This window comes from Dellaglioa algida (assembly GCF_030127605.1).
GTDB classification, from domain to species: domain Bacteria; phylum Bacillota; class Bacilli; order Lactobacillales; family Lactobacillaceae; genus Dellaglioa; species Dellaglioa algida.
Genome location: NZ_JANXLE010000002.1, coordinates 40,274 through 55,027 on the forward strand (window position 1 = coordinate 40,274; position 14,754 = coordinate 55,027).

The 14,754-nt window shown below is 34.7% G+C and carries 11 protein-coding genes; 6 read left to right on the forward strand and 5 right to left on the reverse strand.

From position 1 onward, the window contains the following. The first annotated feature begins 1 nt into the window (after nucleotide 1). Genes carB through pyrE form a run of 3 tightly spaced genes read left to right on the forward strand, consistent with a single transcriptional unit; the run spans nucleotide 2 to nucleotide 4,542 of the window. A complete protein-coding gene (carB, locus tag N0K73_RS01935) occupies nucleotides 2-3,187 on the forward strand; it encodes a carbamoyl-phosphate synthase large subunit (protein ID WP_112249858.1) in 3,186 nt (1,061 codons plus the stop codon). Between the two features lie 17 nt (nucleotides 3,188-3,204). Beyond that, entirely contained in the window at nucleotides 3,205-3,915 is a 711-nt protein-coding gene (gene pyrF, locus N0K73_RS01940) for an orotidine-5'-phosphate decarboxylase (RefSeq protein WP_112249860.1), read from the forward strand. Beyond that, on the forward strand, nucleotides 3,916-4,542 hold the full coding sequence (gene pyrE / locus N0K73_RS01945) for an orotate phosphoribosyltransferase (protein ID WP_112249862.1): 627 nt from the start codon (nucleotides 3,916-3,918) through the stop codon (nucleotides 4,540-4,542). A 43-nt stretch (nucleotides 4,543-4,585) separates the two neighbouring features. Here pyrE and N0K73_RS01950 read toward each other — a convergent pair whose 3' ends face one another. Next, the gene (locus N0K73_RS01950) at nucleotides 4,586-6,289 is read right to left on the reverse strand and encodes an NFACT RNA binding domain-containing protein (RefSeq protein WP_112249864.1); all 1,704 of its coding nucleotides are present in this window, start codon (nucleotides 6,287-6,289) and stop codon (nucleotides 4,586-4,588) included. Between the two features lie 155 nt (nucleotides 6,290-6,444). Between N0K73_RS01950 and N0K73_RS01955 the strand changes: the two genes are divergently transcribed. The 3 genes from N0K73_RS01955 to xerS all read left to right on the forward strand — a co-directional run bounded on the left by N0K73_RS01955 (nucleotide 6,445) and on the right by xerS (nucleotide 9,546). After that, complete coding sequence (locus tag N0K73_RS01955; RefSeq protein ID WP_057973529.1) at nucleotides 6,445-6,864, forward strand: MarR family winged helix-turn-helix transcriptional regulator; 420 nt, start codon at nucleotides 6,445-6,447, stop codon at nucleotides 6,862-6,864. Between the two features lie 27 nt (nucleotides 6,865-6,891). Beyond that, nucleotides 6,892-7,758 (forward strand): DegV family protein, encoded by an 867-nt coding sequence (locus tag N0K73_RS01960; RefSeq protein WP_057973530.1) that lies wholly within the window; start codon nucleotides 6,892-6,894, stop codon nucleotides 7,756-7,758. A 717-nt stretch (nucleotides 7,759-8,475) separates the two neighbouring features. Then, nucleotides 8,476-9,546 (forward strand): tyrosine recombinase XerS, encoded by a 1,071-nt coding sequence (gene xerS / locus N0K73_RS01965; RefSeq protein WP_112249866.1) that lies wholly within the window; start codon nucleotides 8,476-8,478, stop codon nucleotides 9,544-9,546. 42 nt (nucleotides 9,547-9,588) lie between these two features. Here the strand turns inward: xerS and N0K73_RS01970 are convergent, their stop codons facing one another. The 4 genes from N0K73_RS01970 to parC all read right to left on the reverse strand — a co-directional run bounded on the left by N0K73_RS01970 (nucleotide 9,589) and on the right by parC (nucleotide 14,703). After that, nucleotides 9,589-10,248 carry an HD domain-containing protein gene (locus N0K73_RS01970; RefSeq protein WP_112249872.1) on the reverse strand — a complete coding sequence of 220 codons (660 nt, stop codon included), beginning with the start codon at nucleotides 10,246-10,248 and terminating at the stop codon, nucleotides 9,589-9,591. A gap of 60 nt (nucleotides 10,249-10,308) precedes the next feature. Continuing rightward, complete coding sequence (locus N0K73_RS01975; RefSeq protein WP_057973533.1) at nucleotides 10,309-11,238, reverse strand: manganese-dependent inorganic pyrophosphatase; 930 nt, start codon at nucleotides 11,236-11,238, stop codon at nucleotides 10,309-10,311. Then, nucleotides 11,231-12,211 (reverse strand): LysR family transcriptional regulator, encoded by a 981-nt coding sequence (locus N0K73_RS01980; RefSeq protein WP_112249874.1) that lies wholly within the window; start codon nucleotides 12,209-12,211, stop codon nucleotides 11,231-11,233. The genes N0K73_RS01975 and N0K73_RS01980 overlap by 8 nt, the downstream gene beginning before the upstream one ends. A gap of 107 nt (nucleotides 12,212-12,318) precedes the next feature. After that, entirely contained in the window at nucleotides 12,319-14,703 is a 2,385-nt protein-coding gene (gene parC / locus N0K73_RS01985) for a DNA topoisomerase IV subunit A (RefSeq protein WP_404825124.1), read from the reverse strand. Between the last annotated feature and the right edge of the window lie 51 nt (nucleotides 14,704-14,754).

The following is a 14,754-nucleotide window of genomic DNA, read 5'->3' on the forward strand; positions in this document are numbered from 1 at the left end:
TATGCCTAAGAGAAAAGATATTCATAAAATAATGGTACTAGGGTCTGGACCAATTATTATAGGTCAAGCAGCAGAGTTTGATTATTCTGGTACCCAAGCGTGTTTGTCATTAAAAGAAGAAGGGTATGAAGTTGTTCTTGTAAACTCCAACCCAGCTACAATCATGACAGATAAAGAAGTTGCCGACGAGGTATATATTGAACCTTTAACGGTAGCGTCCGTTTCGGGTATCCTTCGTAAAGAATATCCGGATGCAATAGTACCGACATTAGGTGGACAAATCGGGTTAAATTTGGCAATGGAATTATCTAAATCAGGAATTCTAGATGAACTTAATATTGAATTATTAGGGACAAAATTAAAATCGATTGATCAAGCTGAAGACCGTGAACAATTTAAACAATTGATGCAAGAATTAAATGAACCTATTCCAGAATCCTTAACAGTTGAAACGGTGGAAAACGCAATTGAATTTGCGGATATTGCAGGATATCCGGTTATTGTTCGACCTGCGTTTACAATGGGAGGTACTGGTGGTGGCTTATGTAAAACCGTTGATGAACTCAGGAAAACGGTCATCAACGGTTTAGAATTGTCTCCGACGACTCAATGCTTGATAGAAAAGAGTATTGCAGGATACAAGGAAATAGAATTTGAGGTCATGCGTGATCATGCGGACAATGCAATCGTCGTTTGTAGCATGGAGAATTTTGATCCGGTCGGTATTCATACTGGCGACTCAATCGTTTTTGCGCCAACGCAAACTTTGTCTGACAGAGAGTATCAAATGTTACGCGATGTTTCATTAAAATTGATTAGGGCGCTGAAAATTGAGGGTGGTTGTAATGTACAACTTGCACTTGATCCCAACAGTTTTAAGTACAATATTATAGAAGTTAATCCACGTGTTAGCCGTTCATCAGCTTTAGCTTCAAAGGCAACAGGTTACCCAATTGCAAAGATTGCTGCTAAAATCGCCGTAGGATTGAATTTAGATGAAATTTTAAATCCAGTGACTAAAACAACCTTTGCGGAATTCGAACCAGCCTTAGATTACGTTGTTACTAAAATTCCACGCTGGCCATTTGATAAATTTAACCACGCTAACCGTTCGCTTGGAACGCAAATGAAAGCCACCGGTGAAGTTATGGCAATTGGTCGTAATATGGAAGAAAGCATATTGAAAGCCATTCGCTCTTTAGAAATTGATGAAGATTATTTACAATTGAGCGGGGCAGATAGTCAAACTGATTCTGAGTTAGAAAACCAATTGGTTAATGCAACTGACCAGAGAATTTTCTATTTAGCCGAAGCAATTCGACGAGAATATACAATTGAAGAGATATCCGAACTTACCAAAATTAATTTAGTTTTTTTGGATAAATTAAAACATATTATCGAGATCGAGATGGCATTGAGTATAACAAATACGGATATAGACGTACTTACTAACGCAAAGATTCATGGATTTAGCGATAAGACAATTGCTAATATCTGGCAAACAACGACTGATGCCGTTAGAGCGACTCGAAAAGAAAATAAGATTGTTCCGGTTTATAAAATGGTTGATACGTGTGCCGCAGAATTTGAATCGTCAACACCTTATTTTTATAGCACATATGAACACGAAAATGAGAGTGTTAAGAGTCAGAAACAAGCAATTATGGTTATTGGATCTGGCCCCATTCGAATTGGTCAAGGCGTTGAGTTTGATTATGCAACGGTTCACTGTGTCAGAGCGATTCGAGACGCTGGGTACGAAGCGATTATAATGAATAGTAATCCAGAAACCGTTTCAACTGATTTTTCTATCGCGGACAAATTGTATTTTGAACCGTTAACGTTAGAAGATGTTTTAAATGTTATCGATGTTGATAGACCCTTAGGCATTATCGTTCAGTTTGGTGGGCAAACTGCAATTAATCTTGCTGAAGGTTTACAACAACAAGGTGTTAAGATATTGGGGACATCTGTTAAAAACTTGGATCGTGCCGAGGATAGAGAGTCATTTAATCAAGCGATTAAAAAACTTGGCTTAAAACAACCTGTTGGTATGACAGCAACGACTCAGGACGAAGTTATCGAACGAGCTACGGAAATCGGATACCCTGTGCTTGTTAGACCTAGTTATGTTTTAGGCGGGCGCGCAATGGAAATTATTCAAAATACCGCAGAGCTTAAACATTATTTGCTTAATAATGTTAAAATGGCTCCTCAACACCCCATTTTAATTGATAGTTATCTTGAGGGTATTGAGTGTGAAGTTGATGCGATTTGTGATGGCGCATCAGTCCTAGTACCCGGAATCATGGAACATATTGAACATGCCGGAATTCATTCAGGTGATTCAATGGCGGTTTATCCGTCGCAACATTTATCAGATAAAATCAAGTCAGAAATCGTAATTGCAACTAAAAAAATTGCTCTTGAACTCAAATGTGTTGGATTAATGAATCTTCAGTTTATTGTCCATCAAGATGAATTATATATTTTAGAAGTTAATCCAAGGGCAAGTCGAACGGTACCATTTTTAAGTAAAGTTACCGGGATTAAAATGACGCAAGTCGCAACTAAGATTATTTTAGGCCATGATTTACAAGAACAGGGATACAAAGGTGGTTTGTTCGAAGAGCCTGAAGTAATACATGTAAAGGCACCAGTCTTCTCGTTCAGTAAATTGAACGACGTTGACCCATTTCTCGGACCAGAAATGAAATCAACTGGAGAAGTTATGGGAACCGATAATTCTTTCCCCAAGGCTCTTTATAAAGCATTTGTTGCAGCGAACGTTAATCTTGCAGGAAATGGGTCTATTCTATTAAATATAAATGATAAAAATAAAAACGAAGCATTACCACTTGTTAAACAATTTGTTTCTCTGGGTTATCAAATCATAACGTCAGACAAAATGTCTCAATTTTTTATGGAAAACCAAGTTAAGACAGTCACCAGTACTAAATCGACAACCGTTGATGGTCAATTAAACGATATCAGCGAGTTAATTCAATCTGGAACGGTTCAATTCGTTATCGATACGCTATCCGATGATCATGATAAAGACTCTTACGGATACCAAGCCCGAAAAATGGCAATCATGCAACATATTCCATTATTCACATCACTTCAAACCGTCAGTGCCGTAATCATAGCCTTAGAAAGTCAGGCACTTACAGTATCCGCGCTATAAAACATAAGGGGGACAATATGATTAATCGACCTATTATTGCCTTAGATTTTCAGAACAAGCATCAAACGACAAATTTCTTACAATTATTTCCTCAAGATGAACAATTGTTTGTCAAAGTCGGAATGGAACTATTTTACAGTGAGGGAACCTACTTTGTTGAGGAACTGATTGATCAAGGACACGATATTTTTCTTGATTTAAAATGTCATGATATTCCAAATACAGTTCGTCAGACAATGACAAGTTTAAGCCGTCTTGGAATTTCGTTGACGACTGTCCATGCGGCTGGTGGGGTCGAAATGATGAAATACGCATTAGATGGTATAAATAAAGGTAATCATTCGAAAAAAACGCCACAAATTATTGCAATTACGCAATTAACATCGACTAGTCAGGAACAACTGGAAACAGAACAACTAGTTGAGCGCCCTTTAATAGAAAGCGTGGTTAATTACGCAAAACTAACTGAATTGGCTGGACTATCCGGGGTTGTTTGTTCAGCTCAGGAGGCAAAAATTATTAAAGAAGCCACGTCTAAAGATTTTCTGGCAGTTACACCCGGTATTCGATTGGAGGGTCAATCAGTGGGTGATCAAAAGAGGGTGATGACGCCAATCGCAGCAAAGAAAAATCAAAGTAGTGCCATTGTTGTTGGAAGGTCTATTACGCAGGCGGAAAATCCATTTGCTGCCTATCAGACAATTAAAAAAATGTGGGAGGACGCTTAGATGAATTTAGCAGAAACAATTGCCAGTGACTTATTAGAGATTGGTGCCGTAACGTTATCGCCAAATGAACCATTTACCTGGGCAAGCGGATTAAAGAGTCCCATTTATTGCGATAACCGATTAACAATTAGTTATCCGATTATCCGAACTAGAATTGCCAAAGGGATTGCCGATATTATCCGTGAGAAATACCCAGATACAGAAGTAATTGCGGGGACTGCTACTGCGGGAATTCCGCATGCTGCATGGATTGCTGATGAATTAAAATTGCCACTTATATATGTTAGAACAAAACCTAAAGATCATGGTACGGGACAGCAGATTGAAGGGCGATTAATTAAAGACCAAAAGGTTGTACTGATTGATGACTTAATTTCAACCGGTGGGAGCGTTATACAGGCAGTTAAGGCGGCTAGAAATGAAGGTGCTGATGTTTTAGGTGTCGTTGGCATATTTAGTTACGAATTAGAATCTAGTATCACCAATTTTGCTGAAATTAATACGAAATTTGATACCTTAACGAATTATTCTACGCTTATTAAGGTTGCTAAAGAACAAGATAAAATTAACGCTACAGAAAAAATATTACTTGAAAAATGGCGTGTTAATCCAAATAATTGGCAATAACAAAAAAATTCGACTAAGAAATTACTCTTAATCGAATTTTTATTTATTTACGACGCATTGCCATAATTTTTTGTAAATCTGGTGTTATAAATGTCGAATTTTGACCTTCGTAGACAACAAAACCCGGTTTTGAGCCATTCGGTTTTTTAATTCGTTTAACTTGAATATAATCTACCGGTACGGACGCAGATTGACGGTATTTTGAGAAGTAAGCCGCTAAGTTAGCTGCTTCCGTAACCGTCTCATCGCTAGGGTCGGAGCTATGGATGATGACGTGAGATCCAGGTATATTTTTAGCATGTAGCCAAATATCTGACTTATTAGCGGTCTTCATTGTTAATTGATCATTTTGAAGGTTATTCTTACCAACGGAGATTAGTGTCCCATCAGTTGCATAATATTCATCTGGTTTACTTAATTTAACCTTAATTGCTTTTTTATTTTTGTTTAATTTCTGTTCTTTTAACAATCCTTGTTGTTGTAATTCAATTTTAATATCTGGCAAGTCTTTTGGTTCTGCCAATTCGATTTCTGATTGAATTTCTTCAAGATAGTTAATTTCTTTTTGATTAAGCAAGAGTTGCTCGTTAACAAAGATAACTGCATTTTTTTGTTTTTGATATTTTTTAAAATATTTTTGCGCATTTTTTGAAGGCGAAATTTGATTAGATAATGGAATTGTCATTTCTTTTTCATTATCATAGAAATTAGGTAATGAAATCTCCGTCATACCTTGTTTAACCAAGTGGAGATAAGTTGTCAGCAACTCACCCTGAACACGCAACAGGTCTGCAGTTTCAGTGTTTTTAAGTGTTTTTTCTAGTTTCTTTTGTTTACCACGATTTTTCTTTAATTCGTTTTTAACGACCCGAATTAAATGGCTACCCTGTTGCTGAACGCGATCTTTATTAGCTTTATCAAGATAATAAGTATCGAGCATTTCACTTAATGAATCAAATGATTGTCCAGTCGTTAATTCAACATTTGGAATTGCCGAAAAATCAAGTTTTTTACCAGATAAAATGGTAGGTACGGGCGTATCAAATTGTGTGAAGAATTTTTTCCAACTATTATCTAAATTTTTGGTATCAGCATGTAACGCTGTTGCAAGATCTAGACTCGATTGTCCAGCTAGACCCTGGTAACGATTTTGAAGCTCTTTTGCTAACACGTCTTTGTTGGGAAATTCAGATAAAAGTGATTTAAAAGCATCAGTTGTATCCGTAAATGGATTTAACTTATCTTGAGCGGGTGGTTGACGATAAGTTGCACCTGGAATTAACATACGATAGCGATTTTGATCCGAACTGATATGTTTGATCGTATCTAAAACTTTATCATTAGTTGGGTTAACAAGAAGACAATTACTGTATCGACCCATCATCTCTAAACTTAAAATTAATGGTTGTTCATCGCCAAGTTCATTTCTAGTTAAAAATGAAAAATTAATGATACGATCGTTATCAATTTGATCAATTGCAACTAATTGACCGCTCTCCAAATATTTACGAAGCATCATGGTAAAGTTAGTTGGTGTCTTAGGATTTGAATAGGGTATATTCGTTATTTGCGCACGGGCATAACTTGAATGCGCCGATAATAGCAAGGGTTGATTCTTTCTATTAGCACGAATTGTTATAATAACCTCATTTGGGTAGGGTTGTGATATTTTTGAGACCCGACCACCGATTAGTTTCGCTCGTAGTTCACTAATCATTGCATGAGTAAAAACGCCATCAAATGACATTTGATCAACTCACTTTCTATAAAATATGTTTAATAACTATAAGTGTAACGTTTTGAACGTTAAATCGCAAAGAAACGTTATTAAATAGTTTTCTTGCCATAATTAGACTAAATATTGTATAATGCAAGGTATATCTAATTTAAGGGGTTAGCAAAATGAAAACAAGTCTTGAAAACTTACTATCAATCGATAGACAATATAAAATGATTCTACAACGATTAACTAAAAAAAATAATTTAACGATATCTGAATGGCAGTTATTGAAAAAGATTGCTGCTAAGTTTAATACGCAAGAAAAGTTATCTAAAGAGACAGATTTAGATATTTCAACGCTTAGTCGACAATTAAAACGTCTTGTCGAAAAAGATATGCTTGATAAGCATAGCATTGGCGATGATAAACGACAGTTAATTTATACAATGACTGAAGTTGGCGTTGAATCTTCAAATGCAGTCGATTTGGGTTTTACTGAACTAGAATCAACTATATTTGAAAAATGGCCAGAAGATGAGCAAAACTTATTGCGAATGTTGCTGAATCGTTTAGACAAGAGTCTGACGAGAACTGACATTTAAACCGTTATAAAATGAGGTGTTTAATTAATGAAAATAGCAATTGTAACAGATAGTACATCGTACTTATCTAAAGAACAAATTGAAAAAAATAATATTACGATTATCCCTATTCCGGTAATTATTGACAACAAAATTTATAATGAAGGCGTTGATATTACTACGGGAGAATTTTATGAAAAATTGAAGACATCAGACTCATTTCCGAGCACATCACAACCTTCTGTGGGAGAAATGATTAATTTATATGATAGATTAGGTAGCGAAGGTTATGATGTCGTTCTTAGTATCCACTTAACAAATACTATTTCAGGATTCGTTGATAACTTAAAAAATATTGCACCAACAATTGAATCAACCCGCGTAATCCCGTATGATTCCGGGATTACGGTTATGTTAATGGGTTATTTAGCTTTAGAGGCTGCTAAAATGGCTAAAGAAGAGGCTGATATTGATGATATTATCAACCGCTTAGACGATTTAAAAACGACGTTGGGTGAATACTTCATTGTTGATGACTTACAAAACCTTGTACGTGGTGGTCGATTATCTAATGCTTCAGCATTTATCGGAAGTGTGCTTAAAATTAAACCAATTTTAACTTTTGATAGTGTTTCAAATAAAATTGTTGCATTTGAAAAAATTAGATCAACAAAAAAAGCAATTAAACGAGTTGAAGATTTATTTGAAGAACATCGATCATCAATTGATTATCCGTTACGCGGATTAATTATTCATGCAAACGATGAGGCCTCAGCATTAAAATGGCAGGTTAAAATGAAGAAAAAATATCCTGATATGACATTTGATATTAGTTATTTTGGACCAGTTATTGGAACTCATTTAGGTGAAAAAGCATTAGCATTAGCTTGGATTAAAGATTTTGATCAAGCATAATAGTTTTCATAGTTTAAAACTGATATCCGAAAAATAGGATATCAGTTTTTTATTTTTTAATATTGAGATATAACAAATTAAATGATAAATAAAGATAAAAGCAATACATAAGTACAAAATGAAAAAGCTGATAAATCAAGGGCTTATAAATAAACTATATCCAACTTTAGTTAAAACACACAATTTAATGAAAGTTGGATATCAACGTCCATATGGCATTCATACGTTTAAAATTCACAATACTAATTTATTTGATTAGTTCTTTAAATTATAGTCAACTCTAATTTATTTTCTAAGTCTCACTCTCAATAATAATAGTTAAAAAGTAACTCTAATATTATTTCAATGATAACTGTATTGACTGTATTGATTTTATTTATTCTAGTTAGTCTTTGATACAATTTAATAGACCAACCGATAATTTGTGCTAATAACTGATTATGATCTGATTGCTGGTTGTTAAACTTGTAATTATTGTAATTCCTAGTTTGACAATCTACCCATACTCATGGTTAATTGAAATACATAAATCGATGTTTTTCAGTCATCAAAATGTTTCAATAGATAATTGTTGCTCACATATGTCTTGATTTAATGGATACTGAGCTTAATAACATAGATATTAGATTTTTATTTATACTTTAACGAAAGTTGAAAATGAGCTCCCTTATATGTTATTCTCTAAACATAAATTGATTTAATAAGTGAGGTGTCTTTTTGAGAAAAGAAAAGTATTTAGAATTAATCGAAAATGAATTACAGCAGCAACCTTGGTATGCGCAAGAGTATTACCAATCTAAATCGACGATTCCCCTATCAAATGCAACTTTATACCAATATTTAACGGAATTTAGACGTTTTTTTGAATGGTTGATAGCTGAAGGAATTGTTAATGAAACATCAATTAAAACAATTGACATTGGCGTTTTAGAACACCTAAAAAAAGAAGATATGGAACTATATAAGTCTTCCCTACTCTCAAGAAGTAAATCTAATAACGCTAATAGTAACACTCAACTCTCGAGAAGTACTGTAAATAGGTCTCTAACGGCCGTTTCTTCCCTTTTCAGGTATCTTTCCGAGGAGACAGAAAAAGAAGATGGGGAGCCCTATTTTTACCGTAATGTGATGAAGAAAATTACGGTGGTAAAAGATAATGAAACCTTCGCAACGCGAGCGGCTAATATCAAAGATAAATTGATGCTTGGCACTGAAGATCGTGATTATATTAATTTTATTGATCAAAAATATGCCGATTTACTGAAACCTAAAGGTCTTTCTTTTTTTAAACGTGATAAAGATCGTGACATAGCCATTAATGCGTTAATGCTTGGCAGTGGATTACGAGTCTCAGAAGTTGCCAACAGCGACCTACCCGACTTAAATTTAAAAACGAATAATATTACCGTCATTCGAAAAGGTGGTAAAAAGGATACCGTTCCGATTGCGCCCTGGGTAATTCCATATCTCATTAAATATATTGAAGTCCGAACGATAAATTATAAAACGGATAAAACTGAAAAAGCATTATTTTGTTCTTCCTATCGGGGAAGTGGAAAAAGAATTGAGAGCGGCACTATCGAAAAGTTGGTTGCCAAATACTCTTCCGCATTTAAAGTTCGCGTAACACCACATAAATTACGACATACGCTTGCATCTAAGTTATATTTAGAAACAAAAAATGAGCAACTTGTCGCGACACAACTGGGACAAAGTTCAACAAGTGCGACTGCACTGTATACGCATATGATTGATGAAGAGCAACGCAATGCCATTAATAAATTATAAATAAAAACGATTAACTCAAATATTTGAGTTAATCGTTTTTATTTACGCCTGTCCGTCCCACTCGGCTTTAAAATTCTCAAGGAAATCCAACATAATAAGATGTCTTTTCTTGGCTAATCTCATTCCTGGAGCAGTTTTCATTGAGTCTGATAATGTGAGCAGTTTCTCATAAAAATGATTAATAACCGTTTGATTATCAACGTTCCGATATTCTTCAGGAGACATATTCGCTCTAGGTCCATGTTTTGGATCATAAATTTTACTACCAACATGTCCGCCGTAGTAAAATGTTCTCGCAATTCCAATAGCACCAATTGCATCTAATCTATCTGCATCTTGAACAATCTTTGCTTCTTGTGATAATGTGATTGATTCATTTGAGAGTTGTTTTTTAAATGAAATAGATTGAATAATAGTCAAGATATTACTAATTTGATCAGTAGGTAATTTAATTGATTCTAAAAAAGTAATTAGATCGTCGGTTTCTTCTTTAACATTTGTGATTACTTTGTCATCGACGACGTCATGCAGATAACCGCTTAGAACAATAACCAAATAATCGATATTATGGAGCTCTGACGCAATTGTTTTTGAATTTGCTACGACTCGTTCTATATGAGCAAAATCATGTCCAGAAGCATCTGCTGATAGCTTCTTTTGTGCGTACTTTTTAACTGCTTGAATTTGCTCTTCGGGGTTCATGTTAAATTCTCCTTAAAATAAAAAAGCTTAGACTTGAGATCTAAACTTTCTAAATACTTATTATGCTTCAAATACTGTTTGTAATTGAGGAACAACTTGTTTCTTTCTTGAAACAACGCCAGGTAATGATAGTTTGTCGTCAACGAGTTTTTTATTGAAGGCTTTTTCAACCATTTCTTTTGGTTCGCCAACAACAAGTAATTCAGAATCGCTGTCTAGAATGTTTGTAACAAGTAATAAGAATAAGTCATAGTTGTTCGTTTTACTATCAGCTTCAATTGCTGAAACCAATGCAGCTTCACGATTAAAGACTTCTTCTAAATCAACTGTATTTACTTGAGCAACTCGGACAGTTTTTCCAGCCATATCGAATGATTTGGCATCTCCATTAATTAATTCTTCTTCAGTTTTGCTTGATAAATTAGTGCCAGCTTTTAGCATGTCTAAGCCGTACACGTTGTAATCAGTATTACTGATTTTAGAAAGTGCCTTTGTTGCTTCAACATCAACTGGTGTAGTTGTAGGTGATTTGAATAATAATGTATCTGAAATAATAGCTGACATCATTAAACCAGCAATATTAGCAGGAATTTCAATTCCATTTTCATTAAACATCTTCCAAATAACCGTACTTGAGCAACCAACAGCTTCTGAACGAAAGTTAAGTGGCATATTAGTTGTGAAGTTAGCAATACGATGATGATCTACAACATCTGTAACAACTAAATCTGCAATGTCAGAGACACTTTGTTGAAATTCATTGTGATCAACTAACATAACTGATTCTACTTCATTTTTAGCTGTTTCGATGATTCTTGGTTCTGGTTCGTTAAAGTAGTCTAAAACAAATTTTGTTTCTTCGCTTAATGAACCTAATGCAACGGCTTCAGTATCGAAACCTAATTTGTTTTGTAAGTATGAAAATGCTTTTGCAGCAACTACGGCATCTGTGTCAGGACTTTGATGTCCAAAAACTAATTGTTTAGTCATTATTATTATCTCCTTGATTTTCATTAATTTCTTTAAGGCGTGTCATGTAATCTTTTTCATCTAAAAATTGGTCAAAAGCGTTTAAAAAATGTTCATTTCTAGGTATTTCATCTTTATCTTTTCTAAAGACAAAAGATAAATCGAATTTAATTTCTGGTTCAAAATGAGAAGTCCAAAGATCTTTTCCCTCAGGATGAGCAGCTAAAAATGAAGTTGGTAATGCCGTGTAAGCATGAGTTGCACGAGCAAATTTTAAAATTTGTGAAGGCGATGTAAAACGAGCGACACTTTTTGGTAAATTAACTAATTGACTTTGATAAATTGTCTTAATTGTTCTATCAAGATAATAATCACTTGGATAGGTCACCCAAACGTTATCAATTGTCTCTTGTAACTTAACCTTCTTTTTAGAAGATAATTTTTCATTATGATGTAGAAATAATAGATCTTCAGTAAAAATTTTCTTACTCTCATATGGCTTCCAATTTTTGATACTTTCGTCTGGAAGATACATGATAGCTAGATCGATTTTATTGTTCTCAAGTTCACTCCAAATTTCTTTGCGCGTTAATAAGTGAAACGACACAATAATATCTGGATTATTCTTATAATACTCAATTACAAAATCATCAAATACTTCATCTTCAATCGAAGCCAAAATGCCAATAGTAATTTCCCCTTGTGTGGCACTGGTTGATTGTTGAATCTCATTGGTTGCTTTATTTAATGTTTCATAAATTTGATGTGTTGCATCTAACATGGTGTAACCTGCGTCTGATAGATGTAATTTTTTACCTACAGAATAAAATAATGGTGCGCCGACTGTTCTTTCTAATTTTTTAATTTGTTGTGTTAACGCTGGTTGCGTAATTCCTAATATTTGGGCCGCTTGCGTATAATTCATAATATCCGCAAGTTGCAAAAAATATGTTAACGTTTTTGATGAAAATATATTTTCTTGCTTTGTTTTCATATTATCCGTGTCCCCTCAAGTTCTAAATAATAGTAGCCATATTAATATAATAAGCGTAATAAAAAAAAAGAGCAAACTAATTTGCCTTTTTTCAAAGAATTTAATTATTATTTAATCTCACTTAACAAAATTGGCATACCCAATTGAGCCGTATCGATTATGAATGATCCATTCGAATATCTGTCTGACAATGGGTATGACATTGGTTCAACAATGAATTCATTACCACTTTCAGTAATAACACTTAAATTTACTTCTTTAGTAATTGGTCTAACGCCAATTACCTTGTGAGGCTCTTTTTTAAGCTCTCTAAGAATGAGAACACCACGTTTTGCCCTACTCGTCGAACTTACTTCTGAGACAGACATACGTTTAAATGAACCGCGTTGCGTTAATAATCCGATTTGACTATTTTCGGATACTAAACAGGTTGAAGCAACAAAATCGTCTTGTTTCAGATTCATTGCAATCACACCAGCAGCTTTAGCACCGACAACGGGAACCTCTTCAAGCGGATATCTCAGACCATAACCATCATGTGAAGCACTAAAGATAAATAATGAATTATCGTCTTCTTTGAGGTATGAAATCAGAATAACATCATCATCAGCTGATTTTAGTTTCATAAACTTACTTGCGTGCCCTTTATACGTTCGGCCGGGTTGTAAATCTGAAACTGCAGTCTGTTTAATAAATCCGTTTTTTGTTGCAAAAACAAATTTACCAGGAGCATCAACCTTTTTGAAAGAAAATGCCTTTATTAGATATTCATCATTATCTAATCCAATCGTTTGTGAGATATGTTCGCCAGTATCTTTCCACTTAGCTTCCGTAATTTCATGGATTGGTCGGTAAATCATATTACCTTTATTTGTAAACATAAATAAATGATCCAAAGTATTAACGGACTCATTGAATACAATACGATCTTCATCCTTTAAGCCGTTCTCATCTACGCCAGAAGCATTAAATGAACGTAATGAACTGCGTTTAAGGTAGCCATCATGGCTGACCAGAACTTGAACGTCTTCAGGTGTAATTAAGACAGCAGTTTCAATCTTAATATCTTCAATGTGTTCTTGTATCTCTGTCATACGCGGTGTGGCATATTCTTTTGATACTTGCTTTAATTCTTTTTTAACAACATCTGACAACATCTTAGGATCAGCTAAGATTGCCTTGTATCCAGTAATTTTTTCAGCAAGCTCCGCATTCTCTTTTTCAAGTGCAGTTACGTCTGTATTAGACAAACGGTACAGTTGTAAGGATACAATGGCTTCAGCTTGTTTTTCTGTGAAGTCGAAAAGATCCATTAAACTTACTTTAGCGCTCTTTTTATCCTTACTTGCGCGGATCGCCTTAATAACTTGATCTAAAATAGAAAGGGCCTTAATTAAGCCTTCAACGATGTGTTGACGAGACTCAGCCTTTTTTAAATCAAATTCAGTTCTTTTTTTGGTAACACTCAACTGATAATCCAAGTATGACGATAAAAACTTCTTCAAACCAACTAATTCGGGTCGTTGATTGTTGATTGCAACCATATTGAAATTATATGAAATTTGTAAATCGGTATTTTTAAACAGATAGTTTAAAATACCTTGGGCGTTAACGTTACGTTTTAATTCAATTGCAATTTGTAATCCTTCACGATCACTTTCGTCACGAACCTCGGCAATGCCATCAACTTTTTTAAGTAAGCGAATTTCATCCATCTTTTTTACAAGTACAGCTTTATTCACTTCATACGGAATTTCAGAGATGATAATTTGTGTTTTTCCACCTTTTAACTCTTGAATCTCAGTTCTTGAACGAACAACTACCTTACCACGACCCGTTCTGTATGCATTTTGAATACCTGATAGTCCTTGTAAAATACCGCCAGTAGGAAAATCAGGGCCCTTAACGAATGACATTAATTTGTCTAACGTTGCGTTAGGATGTCCAATTAGGTAGACAACGGCATCTACAACTTCACTTAAGTTGTGAGGTGGAATTTCAGTTGCATATCCGGCTGAAATTCCGGTAGCACCATTTACTAATAAGTTAGGAAATCTTGCCGGTAGGACTGTTGGTTCATATTCTGTGTCATCAAAATTTAATACGAAATCAACGGTTTCTTTCTCAATATCACGTAGCATCTCAGTTGCAATTTTACTTGTACGAGCTTCCGTATAACGCATTGCGGCTGGAGAATCGCCATCCATCGACCCGTTGTTACCGTGCATTTCAATAAGAGGTGTACGTAATTTCCAATTTTGACTCATTCGAACCATGGCTTCATATATGGAACTATCACCATGAGGATGGAAATTACCCATAACATTTCCGACTGATTTGGCTGATTTTCTAAATCCCTTATCGTAGGTATTACCATCTTGATTCATAGCATATAAAATACGACGTTGAACGGGCTTTAAACCATCACGAATATCAGGTAACGCGCGTTCTTGAATAATGTATTTGGAATAACGACCAAATCGTTCACCCATAACATCTTCTAAAGTTAGTTCTTGAATTTTTGATGTGTCTTGTTCTATAGC